We start from the raw sequence: 14,542 nt of genomic DNA, 5'->3' as shown, positions 1-14,542 counted from the left end.
GATGAATGGAACAGAAAGTCTGGTTTGTGATTGGTACACAGCATCTCTACGGAGCGGAAACCCTGCGCCAGGTTGAGCAGCATGCGCGCCAGGTGATGGACGGCCTCAACCAGGCCGGTACGCTGCCGGTGCCGCTTGAGCTGAAGCCGCTGGTGAAATCACCGGATGAAGCGCTGGCGCTGTGCCGCGAGGCCAATCACGACAGCCAGTGCGTCGGTATCATTACCTGGCTGCATACCTTTTCGCCGGCAAAAATGTGGATTGGCGGACTGAGTATTTTGCATAAGCCGCTGCTGCAGTTTCACACCCAGTTCAATGCGGAAATTCCGTGGGACAGCATGGACATGGACTTCATGAACCTGAACCAGACCGCGCACGGCGGCCGTGAGTTCGGCTTCATTGGCGCGCGCATGGGTCTGCAGCACAGCGTGGTGACCGGTCACTGGCAGGATAAAACCAGCCAGCAGCGTATTGCGCGCTGGATCAATGCCGCCCTGGCGAAGCAGGCCAGCCAGCAGCTGAAAGTGGCGCGCTTCGGTGACAATATGCGCGAAGTGGCGGTCACCGAAGGCGATAAAGTGGCAGCGCAGATTCAGTTTGGCTATGCGGTTAACGGCTGGGGCGTCGGCGATCTGGTTGAGGTGGTGAACAGCGTCAGCGACGGTGATGTCAACGCGCTGGTCGACGAATATGAGAGCCAGTATCTGTTCAGCGCGGCGGCGTCAGTAAACGGCGGCAAGCGGCAGAATGTGCTGGATGCCGCACGCATCGAACTGGGCCTGAAGCGCTTCCTCGATAGCGAAGGCTGTAAAGCCTTTACCACCAATTTCCAGACGCTGCACGGTATGACCCAGCTGCCCGGTCTGGCGGTTCAGCGCCTGATGGCTCAGGGCTACGGTTTCGCCGGTGAAGGCGACTGGAAAACCGCCGCGCTGCTGCACATCCTGAAAGTACAGGCCGGCACGCGCGCCGGTGGCACCTCATTTATGGAGGATTACACCTACCACTTCGCGCCGGGCAACGAGCTGGTACTGGGCTCGCACATGCTGGAAGTGTGCCCGTCGATCGCCAAAGAGGAGAAGCCGCTGATTGATGTGCAGTTCCTCGGCATTGGCGGTAAAGCCGACCCGGCGCGTCTGATTTTCTCGACGCCGGCGGGTCGCGCGGTGAACGCCAGCGTCATCGACATGGGCGACCGCTTCCGTCTGCTGGTCAACGTGGTCGATACCATTGAACAGCCGCAGGCGCTGCCGAAGCTGCCGGTGGCACGTGCGCTGTGGCGCGCACAGCCGTCGCTGGCCACCGCTTCTGAAGCGTGGATCCTGGCGGGCGGCGCACACCATACGGTGTTCAGCCAGGCGCTGGATGTCGAGGACATGTACCTGTACGGTGAACTGCACGGCATTGAAGTGCTGGTGATTGATGACGAGACGCGCCTGCCGGCCTTCAAAGATGCGCTGCGCTGGAACGATGCGTACTACCGCCTGAAACGTTAATAGCCTGAAATGTTGAAGCAAGCCGCGAGGGTATCGCGGCTTTTTTTATGGCGAAACTGCGGTCCAGTCAACAACGGCAGGCGTTACGTAAAGCCAGCGTGAATACCTCCCTGTCGCCCCGGCCGCCTTGATCTCCTTAATGCTGGTTGGTTGCGCTTTTACCGGAGCCGAATTTGCATCAGCCATTAAGCGTCGTACTGACTACAGCAATGACAGTCCCACTTGCCCCATCAAGACCAGCCCGAATAGCAAAGCGTCCGCGCCAGGGATGGCGCGGCCGATCGGCATGGATGCGGGGTTTCTTTGCGATCGGGCTGGCCTTAATGGGGCCGGGCACCCAATTAACAGCAAACCCACCAAACTTTCACGACTCTGAGCGCTAAAACAGCAACCCCACCCAACATCCACGAATCTGTGCATAAAAAAAGGTGCGCCAGTTTGCGCACCTTTTAACACACACATGCGATGACGACTAAGACGTTAAACGCTTAACCGGCGCGTTCTGCTGGCGGTCCCACATCACCGTCAGCAGACGCTGCAGCGCAATGAAGGCAAACAGCAGAATACCGATGGCGATTTTGGTCCACCACGAACTCAGCGTGCCGTCGAAGTTAATCCATGTCTGAATCAACCCCTGAATCAGCACCCCAAACAGCGTGCCCAGCACCGTACCGACGCCACCCGACAGCAGCGTGCCGCCAATCACCACCGAAGCGATGGCATCCAGCTCGACGCCCAGCCCGGCCAGCGCGTAGCCGGCCGAGGTGTAAATGGAAAATACGATGCCTGCCAGCGTCGCCAGCGTGGTCGACAGCATATAAATCTTAATCGTGGTGGCGCGCGTCGACACGCCCATCAGCTGAGCCGACGTCAGATTGCCGCCAATGGCGTACACCTGATTACCGAAGCGCGTACGGTGCGCCAGCAGAATGCCCCCCGCCACCACCACCAGCATAATCACCGCCAGCAGGCTGAGACGTCCGCCGCCGGGAATTTTCCACGCCAGGCTAGACAACGTGGTATACAGCGGATGATCGATAGGAATCGAGTTCTCCGACACCAGATAGCTGCAGCCGCGCAGGAAAAACATCCCGGCGAGCGTGATGATAAAGGCCGGGATTTTTAACGCATCAATCAGCCAGCCCATCATGGCACCAAACAGTGCGCCTGCCGCCAGAATCAGCGCAAAGGCCAGCAGCGGGTCGACATGGTAGTCACCGATGATGCGCGCCAGAAACACGCCGGTGAAAGCGATCACCGCGCCAACGGACAGATCGATGCCGCCGGACAAAATCACAAACGTCATGCCGACGGCGATGATGCCGAGAAACGCATTATCAGTGAGGATGTTGCAAATCACCCGCGTTGAGGCAAAGCCGGGAAACTGGCTGAGGCAGAACAGGTAACCCGCGACAAACACCAGCAGGGTAATCATTAACGGTAAATGACGCTTGATCATGGTTTACGTCTCCCCTTCAGCATGGCGATAAAGCGCGGCGACTGCAGCAGCAGTACGCACATCACCACCACCGCTTTCACCACCTGGTTCAGCTCCGGCGGAAAACCTGACAGCAGTATTCCGGTATTCATTGACTGGATTATCAGCGCGCCAACCAGCGACAGCACCAGGTTAAAACGCCCGCCCATCAGCGAGGCGCCACCAATCACCACCGCCAGAATGGCGTCCAGCTCCAGCCACAACCCGGCATTATTGGCATCGGCACCGCGAATATCGGCGGCGACAATCAGCCCGGCTACCGCCGCGCACACGCCGCTGATGGCATAGGTGGACATCACCACCAGCCAGCCGGTCACCCCGGCATTACGCGCCGCACGCAGGTTGATGCCTACCGCTTCGATGAACAGGCCAAGCGCGGTTTTGCGCGTCAGCAGCCATACCGCTACCGCCACCAGCAGGGTAATCCACACCGGTACCGGCAGCAGCCACAGCGAACCGCTGCCAAACCACGCGAGGCTGTCACTGTTAAAGGTGACGATCTGTCCCTGGGTAATCAGCTGCGCGATGCCGCGCCCGGCTACCATCAGAATCAGCGTGGCGACAAACGGCTGAATCTTCAGCAGCGCCACCAGCACGCCGTTCCACAGGCCGCACAGCAGCCCGGTGCCGAGCGTGGCCAGAATAATAAAACTCAGGCTGTGCCCCGCCACCGTCAGCGTCGCCGCTGTCGCGCCGGCAATCGCCATTACCGCACCCACCGACAGATCGATCCCGCCGGTGGCGATCACCAGCGTCATACCAATCGCCAGCAGCGCCACCGGTGCGGCGCGGTTGAGAATGTCAATCGGGCTGCCGAACAGCCGGCCATCCTGAATGTGAATAGCAAAAAAGTTATTCGCCACCAGGCTGTCGATCAGCAGCACCAGAATCAGCGCGACGATCTGCGGCATGCCCGGCGGCAGCTTCGGCTTCCGCCGTTCCGGTTTTTCGTGTGTCATAGGCGATTCAAGCATGTTGTGCTCCTCCGTCCGCGATGGCGTTGACGATCGACGCCACCGACAGCTGCTCCAGCGGAATTTCGGCGACCTGCTTCAGATCGCGCATAATCAGCACGCGATCGGCATAGCCCACCAGCTCTTCCAGTTCAGAGGAGATGACCAGCAGCGCCAGTCCGTCGGCGCACAGGGATTCAATCAGCCGAATGATCTCGGCGTGGGCACCCACGTCGATACCGCGCGTCGGCTCATCCAGAATCAGAAACTGTGGTTTAGTCACCAGCCAGCGTGACAGCAGCACCTTCTGCTGGTTGCCACCCGACAGCAGCTCCACCGGCTGGTCGGCATGCGGCGTGCGAATACCCAGGCTCTTGATAAAACGCTCGGCTATCGCCTGCTGCTCACGGCGTTTGATCGGCCGCAGCCAGCCACGCTGCGCCTGCAGCGCCAGAATGATGTTTTCCCGCACCGAGGCCGCGCCGATGATGCCGTCAGTTTTACGATCTTCCGGGCAGAAGCCCATGCCGAGACGCGAGGCTTTGGCCGGCGTGCGGATATGCTGCACTTTGCCTTTGATGGTGGCGGTACCGCGATCGGCGCGGCGGATGCCAAACAGCACCTCGGCGGTCTCGGTGCGCCCGGAGCCGAGCAGTCCGGCCAGCCCCACCACTTCACCCGGCCGTACCTGCAGGCTAAACGGTTCAATGGTGCCTTTCTTGCCGTAATCCTCAAACGACACCACCGGCTGATTGCTGCGTAACGTGCTGCCCTGGCGCTGCAGTGCGGTTTCCAGCAGCTCTCGCCCCAGCATCAGCTTAATCAGCTCAATCTGCGGCAGCGAGGCGGTGTCCCGCGTGGCGATAAACTGGCCGTTGCGCAGTACGGTAATCCGGTCGGTAATACGGTACACCTGGTCGAGAAAGTGGGTGACGAAAATCAGACTCATGCCTTTGGCTTTCAGCTGCGCCATTAGGGTAAACAGCATCTCCACTTCGCTGGCATCAAGGCTGGCAGTTGGTTCATCCAGAATCAGTACCTGCGCGGAGAGATCGACTGCGCGGCAGATCGCAATGATCTGCTGCATCGCCACCGAGTAATGGCCGAGCGGACGCGTCACATCCAGCGCAAAGCCGTAGTTACGCATCAGCGCATCGGCGTCGCGCACCATGCGCTTGCGATCGATCATGCCGAAGCGGCGCGGCTCGCGGCCAATGTAGAGGTTATCCGCCACCGACATATTCGGCAGCAGATTCACTTCCTGATAAACGGTGCCAATGCCCATCTGCTGCGCATCGGCGGTACTGTGCGGCGCAATCACCGCGCCGTTGAGGGTGATGGTGCCGGCATCCCGCGTGTAGACGCCGGTCAGCACTTTAATCAGGGTGGATTTCCCCGCGCCGTTCTCACCCAGCAGCGCCATGATTTCGCCCTTGCGGATGCTGAACGACACGTTATCCAGCGCTTTGACGCCGGGAAAGCCTTTGCTGATGCCGTTGAGGCTCAGCAGGGGTGTTTCATCGTAGCTGCTCATCAGATTCTGCCTCGCTTACGTCATAAAAACCGCCCCGAAGGGCGGTTGCGGGGATCAGTAACCCATGCCCTTTTTCTTATCCAGCTCCGCCTGAGCGTCAGCCGGTAAGAACAGTTTTGATTCGGTTTTGATGATTTTCGGCGGCAGCGTGCCGTCTTTTTTGAATTTCTCCAGCGCGTCAAACGCCGGGCCAGCCATGTCCGGCGTCAGCTCAACGTTAGCGTTGGCCTCGCCGGCCAGCATCGCTTTATAGATATCCGGCACGCCATCAATCGAACCGGTGAGAATATCTTTGCCCGGTTTCAGGCCGGCTTCTTTAATTGCCTGGATGGCGCCGATCGCCATGTCATCGTTATGCGCATACACCATGCAGATGTTTTTGCCGTTGTTCTCGGCTTTGATGAAGCTCTCCATCACCTCTTTACCCTTACTGCGGGTAAAGTCACCGGACTGCGAGCGAATCACTTTGATGTTGTTGTGGCCGGCGATGGCTTCGGCAAAGCCTTTCTTACGGTCGATCGCTACGCTGGCACCAACGGTACCCTGCAGTTCCACCACGTTACACTGCTTGTCACCGACGGTTTTCACCAGCCAGTCACCAATCAGTTTGCCTTCCAGCACGTTGTCGGCCGTCACCACCGCCATGTACAGCGATTTATCTTTCACCACGATGGCGCGGTCCAGCAGGAACACCGGAATTTTGGCGTCTTTGGCCTCTTCCAGCACCGGTTCCCAGCCAGTCTGTACCACTGGCGCGATAAAGATGGCATCAACGCCCTGAGCGATGAACGAGCGCACCGCTTTGATCTGGTTCTCCTGCTTCTGCTGACCATCGGCAATTTTCAGGGTGATACCGCGCTTTTGCGCCTCACTTTTTGCCACGTTGGTTTCGGCTGAACGCCAGCCAGATTCAGAACCGACCTGTGAGAAGCCCACCGTCATGTCGGCAGCCAGAACCGATGTGCTGAGTGCGGCGCTGACCATGGTGGTCAAGAGTAAACGTTTCCACATAATTTTCATTCCTCTGAAGGGAGTGTGCTGTAGGGGTACAAACGCGCTTCAAGCCTGGCGCAATTGCGCTAAAACAAGCGCGACACACCTCACAAAACAGAATGAATTAAAGGGGTTACGCGTATCAGCGTGTCAGACAGCTGACTCAGCTTATGGACAAAACGCCTGAACTTTATGTCAGCGGAGGTTAAATAACTGTAATAAACAGAAGCGGTTATGACCGCAGGCACTGGAAACGATTACAACGGACACGTAAAGAATGGTTATTCATGCGGGCGGCAGGCAATGTTCTGTTTTGTGATAATTCGCACACTTGCGATTTGACGTTTCATCACAGCTGCACCCTTGTGCGTCACCCGTTACCGATAAATCGCTTTTTCGCGCCTGCTGCGTTTCAAAATAAGCGCAACAAAAGTGCAAAAAATAGCGTCTGGAATACCGTTTAAGGCAGCTGTTAAATTTTCTCACCAGCCCCCGGTTAACGGGGCCAAAAACGCGCCTGACGCGCAGGAAAATGCGCGTTAAAAAAGATAAAAGCGTAAAAAAGTCCCTTTTGATGAGCGAATTAGCGCACGTTGTCTGAATTTTGAATTTTTTTAACCGCGGTGTCTGGACTCTGGCCGCGTGCTCCCTATACTTGAGCACTTCCCCGTTCTCTATCTTTTATGGCAATCATGACTGCGCTCGATTACCTGCTGAAATTTCGTAAAGTGAATAATCTTGAGAGTCTGGAAAAACTCTACGATCACCTCAATTATTCGCTCACTGATGATAACGAGATCATTAATATGTACCGCGCCGCCGATCACCGCCGTGCTGAACTCGCCTCAGGTGGCCGTCTGTATGACCTCGGCTGTGTGCCGAAATCCGTCTGGCGCTACGTGGTGTAAAGCGCGCTTATCTCTGTTTCTGCCCCTGGTGCGCTGTCCGAATCGGGCGTGACCCGTTTGGACATGGTACGCTCTGCCTCGTCTTTTTTCTTACATCAGGATGAACAACATGTCCGAATCGGTAAACCCGCCGCGTATTGCCGGCTGGCTGCTGCTGCCGCTTGCCTGGCTGATTATGACGATGCTGACCAGCGCGCTGGTGGTGGCGCTCTATCTGCGGCCGCTGTTTGACACGGAACTGCGCACCACGCTGTTTTCTCACGCCAGTATTTTAATGACGCAGTGGCTGGTGTCCTTACTCACCGCCGCCGCGGTGTGGCTGTACAGCATCTGGGTGTGCTGGATCTTTTGTCAGCGCTCGCGCCGTCTGCCACGTCACTACATTCTCTGGCTGCTGATGACCGTATTGCTGGCGCTGAAAACCTTCGCTTTTACGCCGGTGGCCGATGGGAAAGCGATCCAGACGCTGCTGCTGGCCCTGCTCTCGGCGGCGGTCTTTGTGCCCTACTTCAAACGCTCACAGCGGGTCAAACAGACCTTTATTCAGCCCTGATGACGCTCTTTTCGTCAGGAATTTAATTCTGAGTGCTCTCAGCCAGCGCACGAATCGCGCAAAGGTTGAGATGCACCTCTCAATTCCGGATAATAAACGCCTTTCGGCTTCCCAGGTTAAAAAATGACCGATTACTTACTGCTCTTTATTGGCACAGTGCTGGTGAACAACTTCGTGTTGGTCAAATTCCTCGGCCTTTGCCCTTTTATGGGCGTGTCAAAAAAACTGGAAACGGCCATTGGCATGGGACTTGCCACCACGTTCGTCATTACGCTGGCGTCGATTTGCGCCTGGCTGGTGAATCACCTGATTCTGCTGCCGCTCGATCTGGTGTACCTGCGTACCATGGCCTATATCCTGGTGATTGCGGTAGTAGTGCAGTTCACCGAAATGGTGGTGCGTAAAACCAGCCCGTCGCTGTATCGCCTGCTCGGTATCTTTTTGCCGCTGATCACCACCAACTGCGCGGTGCTGGGCGTGCCGCTGCTGAGCGTCAACCTCAACCACACGTTCCTGCAGGCGGCGCTGTACGGCTTCAGTGCGTCACTCGGCTTTTCGCTGGTGATGGTGCTGTTCGCTGGCATGCGTGAACGTCTGGTGCTGGCCAACGTGCCGGCACCGTTCAAAGGAAACTCCATTGCCCTGATCACCGCTGGCCTGATGGCGCTGGCGTTCATGGGCTTTACCGGTCTGGTGAAATTCTGATATGACCGCGATTTGGATTGCTATTGCTGTTCTGGCGGCGCTGGCACTGGTGTTTGGTGCCCTGCTGGGCTACGCCTCGCGCCGCTTTGAAGTAGAAGAAGACCCGATTGTTGAGCAGATCGATGCGATTCTGCCGCAGAGCCAGTGCGGCCAGTGTGGCTATCCCGGCTGCCGTCCGTACGCCGATGCGGTGGGCAATAACGGTGAAGCCATTAATAAATGTGCGCCGGGCGGCGAACAGACCATGCTGAAGCTGGCCGAACTGCTCAATGTTGAACCGCAGCCGCTGGACGGCGGCGCGGAAGTGCTGACGCCGGTTCGCACCGTGGCGTGGATTGACGAAGCCAACTGCATCGGCTGCACCAAATGTATTCAGGCCTGCCCGGTTGACGCCATCGTCGGTGCCACGCGCGCCATGCACACCGTGCTGAGCGATGTCTGCACCGGCTGCGATCTGTGCGTCGCGCCCTGTCCCACCGACTGTATTGAGATGCGCCCGGTTGCCACCACCACCGCCAACTGGAAGTGGGATCTCGACACCATACCTGTACGGGTGATCCCGGTAGAACATCATGCTTAATCTGTTATCGCTGCTGCGCAAAGAGAAGCTGTGGGATTTCGAAGGCGGCATTCACCCGCCGGAAATGAAAACCCAGTCCAGCGGCACGCCGCTCAGCCAGCTCCCGCTGCCTGAACAGTTCATTATTCCGTTGAAACAGCATATCGGCCACGAAGGCGAAATCTGTGTGGCGCCGGGCGATAAGGTACTGCGCGGCCAGCCGCTGACCTTTGGCAGCGGCCGGATGCTGCCGGTGCACGCGCCCACTTCCGGCACCATTGAAGCCATCGCGCCACACATGACGGCGCACCCGTCCGGCCTGTCCGAGCTGTGCGTTTTCCTGCGCGCCGATGGCGAAGACCGCTGGATGCCACTCGATCCGCAGCCGGACTATCGCGCGCTGGGTCGGGACGCGGTAGTGAAACGCATCCACGAAGCCGGTATTGCAGGCCTCGGCGGCGCGGGCTTCCCGACCGCCACCAAACTGCGTGGCGGACTGCGCGGCGTCAACACGCTGATCATCAACGCCGCCGAGTGCGAACCTTACATCACGGCGGACGATCGCCTGATGCAGGATTGTGCGGCGGAAGTGCTGGAGGGCTGCCGCATCCTCGCCTGGGTGCTGCAGGCGGAGCGCGTGCTGATTGGCATTGAAGACAATAAGCCGGAGGCGATTGCCGCGCTGAAACAGGCGCTGGCCGGTGACCGCGAGCTGCAGCTGCGGGTGATCCCAACCAAATACCCTTCCGGCGGTGCCAAACAGCTGACCAAAATTCTCACCGGGCGGGAAGTGCCGCACGGCGGACGCTCCACCGACATTGGCGTGCTGATGCAGAACGTCGGCACCGCCTGGGCGGTGAAGCGCGCCATTATCGATGGCGAACCGATTACGGAGCGCGTGGTGACGCTGACCGGCGAGGCCATTGCCCGGCCACGTAATGTCTGGGGTCGTCTCGGTACCCCGGTAAGCCATCTGTTGCAACAGGTCGGTTTCACGCCGGGCGCGCGCCAGATGGTGATCATGGGCGGGCCGCTGATGGGCTTTACCCTGCCGTCCCTCAACGTGCCGGTGGTGAAGATCACCAACTGTATTCTGGCACCGTCGGCCAGCGAGATGGGGCAACCGCAGGAAGAACAGTCCTGCATCCGCTGCAGCGCCTGCGCTGACGCCTGCCCGGCAAAACTGCTGCCGCAGCAGCTGTACTGGTACAGCCAGGGTGGCGATCATGACAAAGCGCGCGCCCATCACATTGATGACTGCATTGAGTGCGGTGCCTGTGCGTATGTCTGTCCCAGCAATATTCCGCTGGTGCAGTATTACCGTCAGGAAAAAGCCGAACTGCGCGCCATCGATCTGGAGGCCAAACGCACCGCCGAAGCCAAAGCACGCTTTGAAGCGCGTCAGGCACGCCTTGAGCGGGAAAAACTGGCGCGGGAAGCGCGCCACGAGCAGGCCAAACAGCGGGTTGCGCGCAGCGATAAAGCCGAGCTGGAAGCGGCAACCGGGCGCGTGAAAGCGCGTCAGGCGAAGACGCCGGAACAGGAAGCCGCCGAACGCGAAGCGCGCCATGCCCAGGCGCTGGCGCAGCAGGCCGAGAAGCAGGCAGAAACCGAACCGTTAAGCCGCCAGGCCATTGACCCGCGCAAGGCCGCCGTGGAAGCCGCCATTGCGCGTGCTAAAGCGAAAAAAGTGGCCGCGCCGGCACAGCCAGCCGCTGACACTACGACCGCAGAAAGCGATCCGCGCAAAGCGGCGGTTGAAGCCGCTATCGCCCGCGCCAAAGCGAAGAAAGCTGCAGCGGCGCAGACGCCGGCCGACGCTGAGCCGGCAGCGGAAACGCCAGCGGCTGAGGTCGATCCGCGCAAAGCCGCAGTCGAAGCTGCTATCGCCCGTGCCAAAGCGAAGAAAGCTGCGGCGGCGCAGACGCCGGCCGACGCTGAGCCAGCAGCGGAAACACCCGCAGCTGAGGTCGATCCGCGCAAAGCGGCGGTTGAAGCGGCGATTGCCCGTGCCAAAGCGAAGAAAGCTGCGGCCGCGCAGACGCCGGCTGATGCTGAGCCGGCAGCGGAAACGCCAGCGGCTGAAGTCGATCCGCGCAAAGCAGCGGTTGAAGCGGCGATTGCCCGCGCCAAAGCGAAGAAAGCCGCGGCCGCAGCGCAGCAGACAGCCGACGCGCCCGCCGCATCCCCTGAAGTGGAGGCTGCTGCCTCTCCTGACTCCGCCGACCCACGCAAAGCGGCGATTGCCGCAGCGGTCGCCCGTGCCAAAGCGCGTAAAGCGCAGCAGCAGCCTTCGACGACTGAGGACTAAATGGCTTTTCGTATTGCAAGTTCGCCTTATACCCATAACCGCCGCAGCACCGGCAACATCATGCTGCTGGTGGTGCTGGCCGCGCTGCCCGGCATGGCGGCACAGTGGTATTTCTTCGGCATCGGTTTCCTGATTCAGGTGCTGCTGGCAGTCGCTACCGCATGGATCACCGAGGGCGTGATTCTGCGCCTGCGTCACGCGCCGGTAGTGCCGACGCTGGCGGATAACTCTGCCCTGCTGACGGCGCTGCTGCTGGGCATCAGCCTGCCGCCGCTGGCGCCGTGGTGGCTGGTGGTGCTCGGTACCGTATTTGCCGTGGTTATCGCCAAGCAACTGTACGGCGGCCTCGGCCAGAATCCGTTCAATCCGGCCATGGTCGGTTATGTGGTGCTGCTGATCTCCTTCCCGGTGCAGATGACCAGCTGGCTGCCGCCGGATGTCCTGCAGGCGATCAAACCTGGCCTGATGGACTCACTCAGTATGATTTTTACCGGCCACACGCTGGCTGGTGACACCATGCAGCAGTTGCAGCTGGGAGTGGATGGCGTGAGCCAGGCCACGCCGCTCGATACCTTTAAAACCGGCCTGCGCGCCGGGCACAGCGCCGAACAGCTGCTGGCCCAGCCGATTTATGGCGGCGTACTGGCCGGCCTCGGCTGGCAGTGGGTCAATCTCGGCTATCTGCTCGGCGGCATGCTGCTGCTGGCGAAGAATGCCATTCGCTGGCATATCCCGCTCAGCTTCCTGCTGTCGCTGGCGCTGTGCGCCACGCTCGGCTGGCTGTTCGCACCGCAGTCGCTAAACTCGCCGCTGGTGCATCTGTTCTCCGGGGCGACCATGCTCGGTGCGTTCTTTATTGCTACCGATCCGGTCACCGCGTCCACCACCAACCGTGGCCGGCTGATTTACGGTGCGCTGATTGGCCTGCTGGTGTGGCTGATTCGCAGCTTCGGTGGCTATCCGGATGGCGTCGCCTTCGCGGTGCTGCTCGCCAACATCTGCGTGCCGCTGATTGACTACTACACGCAGCCGCGCGTGTATGGACATCGCAGGGATTGATGATGATCGAAACCATTCGTAAAAACGCGTTCACGCTGGGCATGTTTGCCGTGATCACCACCGGCGTGACGGCGGTGGTCAACTACGTCACCAAACCGACGGTCGATCACCAGACCGCGTTGCAGCAGAAAAACCTGCTCGACCAGGTGGTGCCCACCGATTTGTACGACAACAATATTCAGCAGGAGTGTCTGCTGGTGACCGATGCCCTCGCGCTCGGCAACGACAAACCGCATCATCTGTATGTGGCGCGCAAAGGGGATCAACCGGTGGCCGCCGCACTTGAGACCACCGCCCCCGACGGCTATTCTGGCGCGATACAGATGCTGGTCGGCGCCGATTTCCACGGCAAAGTGCTGGGCGTACGCGTGATTGAACATCATGAAACGCCGGGTCTGGGTGATAAAATCGAGCTGCGAATTTCCGACTGGATCAACAGTTTTAACGGCAAAGTGGTGCACGGTGCCGACGATAAAGCCTTTGCCGTGAAAAAAGACGGTGGCGAATTTGACCAGTTTACCGGCGCGACCATCACGCCGCGCGCGGTGGTCAACGCCACCAAACGCACGGCGCTGCTGATTGAAACGCTGCCAGCGAAGCTCGCTTCGCTGCCTGAATGTGGAGATGCACCATGAGTGAAGCGAAAAATTTACTGATTGGCGGACTGTGGAAGAATAACTCGGCGCTGGTGCAGCTGCTGGGGCTCTGTCCGCTGCTGGCGGTGACCTCAACCGCTACTAACGCACTGGGCCTCGGACTGGCAACCACGCTGGTACTGACCATCACCAACAGTGCGATTTCCGCTTCGCGCCGCTGGGTGCCGGGTGAGATTCGTATTCCGATCTACGTGATGATCATCGCCTCGGTGGTGAGCTGCGTGCAGATGCTGATCAACGCCTATGCCTATGGCCTGTATCAGTCGCTGGGCATCTTTATCCCGCTGATCGTCACCAACTGCATTGTGGTGGGACGTGCGGAAGCAGTGGCATCGAAAAGCAGCATTCCCCTCTCCGCGCTGGATGGCTTTGCCATCGGTATGGGCGCTACCTGCGCAATGGTGACGCTGGGTTCGATTCGTGAACTGATTGGTAACGGCACGCTGTTCAACGGCGCTGATCAGCTGCTGGGGCCATGGGCTAAAGCGCTGCGCATTGAAGTGGTGCATTTTGATTCACCAATGCTGCTGGCGATGCTGCCGCCGGGTGCGTTTATCGGCCTCGGTATGCTGCTGGCCGGCAAATACCTGATCGATCAGAAAATGAAGCAGCGCGCCGCACGTCAGCTGGACGCTGCTGCGGCCGCGCCGCAGGGCGAAACCGGGAAGGCTGTGTGAATAAGGATAAACGCCTGCAGATCCTCACGCGACTGCGTGACGCCAATCCCCATCCGACCACCGAACTGAATTTCAGCTCACCGTTTGAGCTGCTGATCGCTGTGCTGCTGTCGGCACAGGCAACCGATGTCAGCGTCAACAAAGCCACCGCCCGACTCTATCCGGTGGCCAATACGCCAGCGGCAATGCTGGCGCTCGGCGTGGAAGGCGTTAAAGAGTACATCAAGACCATTGGCCTGTTTAACAGCAAAGCGGAAAACGTCATCAAAACCTGCCGCATCCTGCTGGAGCAGCACGACGGTGTGGTGCCGGAAGACCGCGCGGCACTGGAAGCCCTGCCCGGCGTCGGGCGTAAAACCGCCAACGTGGTGCTCAATACCGCCTTTGGCTGGCCCACCATTGCCGTGGATACCCACATTTTCCGCGTCAGCAATCGCACCCGCTTTGCGCCGGGTAAAAACGTTGAGGAAGTAGAACAGAAGCTGCTCAAAGTGGTGCCGGCCGACTTTAAGGTTGACTGCCATCACTGGCTGATTCTGCACGGTCGCTACACCTGCGTGGCGCGTAAACCGCGCTGCGGCTCCTGCCTGATTGAAGATTTGTGTGAGTTCACGGAAAAGACCGACTGATCAATAACGGC

At 59.3% G+C, this 14,542-nt stretch carries 14 protein-coding genes; 10 read left to right on the top strand and 4 right to left on the bottom strand.

What is annotated here, in order from left to right:
* Positions 1-5 precede the first annotated feature (5 nt).
* Positions 6-1,496: an L-arabinose isomerase gene (araA, locus tag KOL70_RS04450; protein WP_215480257.1), complete on the top strand. Its 1,491-nt coding sequence runs from the start codon at positions 6-8 to the stop codon at positions 1,494-1,496.
* A 472-nt stretch (positions 1,497-1,968) separates the two neighbouring features.
* Here araA and yjfF read toward each other — a convergent pair whose 3' ends face one another.
* The 4 genes from yjfF to ytfQ are packed head-to-tail and all read right to left on the bottom strand — an operon-like array spanning position 1,969 to position 6,492.
* Positions 1,969-2,955 (bottom strand): galactofuranose ABC transporter, permease protein YjfF, encoded by a 987-nt coding sequence (yjfF, locus tag KOL70_RS04445; protein WP_021506182.1) that lies wholly within the window; start codon positions 2,953-2,955, stop codon positions 1,969-1,971.
* Positions 2,952-3,968 (bottom strand): galactofuranose ABC transporter, ATP-binding protein YtfT, encoded by a 1,017-nt coding sequence (gene ytfT, locus KOL70_RS04440; protein WP_058758461.1) that lies wholly within the window; start codon positions 3,966-3,968, stop codon positions 2,952-2,954. Before ytfT ends, yjfF begins: the two co-directional genes overlap by 4 nt.
* The gene (locus KOL70_RS04435; RefSeq protein WP_021506184.1) at positions 3,961-5,481 is read right to left on the bottom strand and encodes a sugar ABC transporter ATP-binding protein; all 1,521 of its coding nucleotides are present in this window, start codon (positions 5,479-5,481) and stop codon (positions 3,961-3,963) included. Before KOL70_RS04435 ends, ytfT begins: the two co-directional genes overlap by 8 nt.
* Before the next feature lie 54 nt (positions 5,482-5,535).
* Positions 5,536-6,492 carry a galactofuranose ABC transporter, galactofuranose-binding protein YtfQ gene (ytfQ, locus tag KOL70_RS04430; protein WP_021506185.1) on the bottom strand — a complete coding sequence of 319 codons (957 nt, stop codon included), beginning with the start codon at positions 6,490-6,492 and terminating at the stop codon, positions 5,536-5,538.
* Positions 6,493-7,166: 674 nt separating this feature from the next.
* On the opposite strand from ytfQ, the gene ydgT reads away from it, so the two are divergent.
* The 9 genes from ydgT (at position 7,167) to nth (ending at position 14,531) form a co-directional block, all read left to right on the top strand.
* On the top strand, positions 7,167-7,382 hold the full coding sequence (ydgT, locus tag KOL70_RS04425; protein WP_010618950.1) for a transcription modulator YdgT: 216 nt from the start codon (positions 7,167-7,169) through the stop codon (positions 7,380-7,382).
* A gap of 109 nt (positions 7,383-7,491) precedes the next feature.
* Entirely contained in the window at positions 7,492-7,935 is a 444-nt protein-coding gene (locus tag KOL70_RS04420; RefSeq protein ID WP_058758460.1) for a DUF2569 domain-containing protein, read from the top strand.
* 123 nt (positions 7,936-8,058) lie between these two features.
* Positions 8,059-8,640 carry an electron transport complex subunit RsxA gene (rsxA, locus tag KOL70_RS04415; protein WP_010618951.1) on the top strand — a complete coding sequence of 194 codons (582 nt, stop codon included), beginning with the start codon at positions 8,059-8,061 and terminating at the stop codon, positions 8,638-8,640.
* A gap of 1 nt (position 8,641) precedes the next feature.
* Positions 8,642-9,220, top strand: a complete 579-nt coding sequence (gene rsxB / locus KOL70_RS04410; RefSeq protein ID WP_021506189.1) for an electron transport complex subunit RsxB — start codon at positions 8,642-8,644, stop codon at positions 9,218-9,220.
* A complete protein-coding gene (gene rsxC, locus KOL70_RS04405; protein ID WP_215480256.1) occupies positions 9,213-11,510 on the top strand; it encodes an electron transport complex subunit RsxC in 2,298 nt (765 codons plus the stop codon). The genes rsxB and rsxC overlap by 8 nt, the downstream gene beginning before the upstream one ends.
* Positions 11,511-12,569, top strand: coding sequence for an electron transport complex subunit RsxD (gene rsxD, locus KOL70_RS04400; RefSeq protein ID WP_215480255.1), 1,059 nt, complete (start codon positions 11,511-11,513; stop codon positions 12,567-12,569).
* A 2-nt stretch (positions 12,570-12,571) separates the two neighbouring features.
* The gene (rsxG, locus tag KOL70_RS04395; RefSeq protein WP_127834759.1) at positions 12,572-13,204 is read left to right on the top strand and encodes an electron transport complex subunit RsxG; all 633 of its coding nucleotides are present in this window, start codon (positions 12,572-12,574) and stop codon (positions 13,202-13,204) included.
* Positions 13,201-13,902 carry an electron transport complex subunit E gene (locus KOL70_RS04390; protein WP_058757701.1) on the top strand — a complete coding sequence of 234 codons (702 nt, stop codon included), beginning with the start codon at positions 13,201-13,203 and terminating at the stop codon, positions 13,900-13,902. The genes rsxG and KOL70_RS04390 overlap by 4 nt, the downstream gene beginning before the upstream one ends.
* Entirely contained in the window at positions 13,899-14,531 is a 633-nt protein-coding gene (gene nth / locus KOL70_RS04385; protein WP_059011060.1) for an endonuclease III, read from the top strand. Before KOL70_RS04390 ends, nth begins: the two co-directional genes overlap by 4 nt.
* Positions 14,532-14,542 lie beyond the last annotated feature (11 nt).

The organism is Pantoea sp. B270, assembly GCF_018726825.1.
In the GTDB taxonomy this organism is placed as follows: Bacteria; Pseudomonadota; Gammaproteobacteria; order Enterobacterales; family Enterobacteriaceae; genus Pantoea; species Pantoea dispersa.
Note: the sequence above shows the minus strand (reverse complement) of the source record. Positions and strands in the feature narration are given on the sequence as shown.

What these genes read in the sequence shown, in the direction of transcription:
- araA (WP_215480257.1), top strand. Translation starts at nt 6, where the DNA reads ATGGAACAGAAAGTCTGGTTTGTGATTGGTACACAGCATCTCTACGGA.
- yjfF (WP_021506182.1), bottom strand. Translation starts at nt 2,955, where the DNA reads ATGATCAAGCGTCATTTACCGTTAATGATTACCCTGCTGGTGTTTGTC.
- ytfT (WP_058758461.1), bottom strand. Translation starts at nt 3,968, where the DNA reads ATGCTTGAATCGCCTATGACACACGAAAAACCGGAACGGCGGAAGCCG.
- KOL70_RS04435 (WP_021506184.1), bottom strand. Translation starts at nt 5,481, where the DNA reads ATGAGCAGCTACGATGAAACACCCCTGCTGAGCCTCAACGGCATCAGC.
- ytfQ (WP_021506185.1), bottom strand. Translation starts at nt 6,492, where the DNA reads ATGTGGAAACGTTTACTCTTGACCACCATGGTCAGCGCCGCACTCAGC.
- ydgT (WP_010618950.1), top strand. Translation starts at nt 7,167, where the DNA reads ATGACTGCGCTCGATTACCTGCTGAAATTTCGTAAAGTGAATAATCTT.
- KOL70_RS04420 (WP_058758460.1), top strand. Translation starts at nt 7,492, where the DNA reads ATGTCCGAATCGGTAAACCCGCCGCGTATTGCCGGCTGGCTGCTGCTG.
- rsxA (WP_010618951.1), top strand. Translation starts at nt 8,059, where the DNA reads ATGACCGATTACTTACTGCTCTTTATTGGCACAGTGCTGGTGAACAAC.
- rsxB (WP_021506189.1), top strand. Translation starts at nt 8,642, where the DNA reads ATGACCGCGATTTGGATTGCTATTGCTGTTCTGGCGGCGCTGGCACTG.
- rsxC (WP_215480256.1), top strand. Translation starts at nt 9,213, where the DNA reads ATGCTTAATCTGTTATCGCTGCTGCGCAAAGAGAAGCTGTGGGATTTC.
- rsxD (WP_215480255.1), top strand. Translation starts at nt 11,511, where the DNA reads ATGGCTTTTCGTATTGCAAGTTCGCCTTATACCCATAACCGCCGCAGC.
- rsxG (WP_127834759.1), top strand. Translation starts at nt 12,572, where the DNA reads ATGATCGAAACCATTCGTAAAAACGCGTTCACGCTGGGCATGTTTGCC.
- KOL70_RS04390 (WP_058757701.1), top strand. Translation starts at nt 13,201, where the DNA reads ATGAGTGAAGCGAAAAATTTACTGATTGGCGGACTGTGGAAGAATAAC.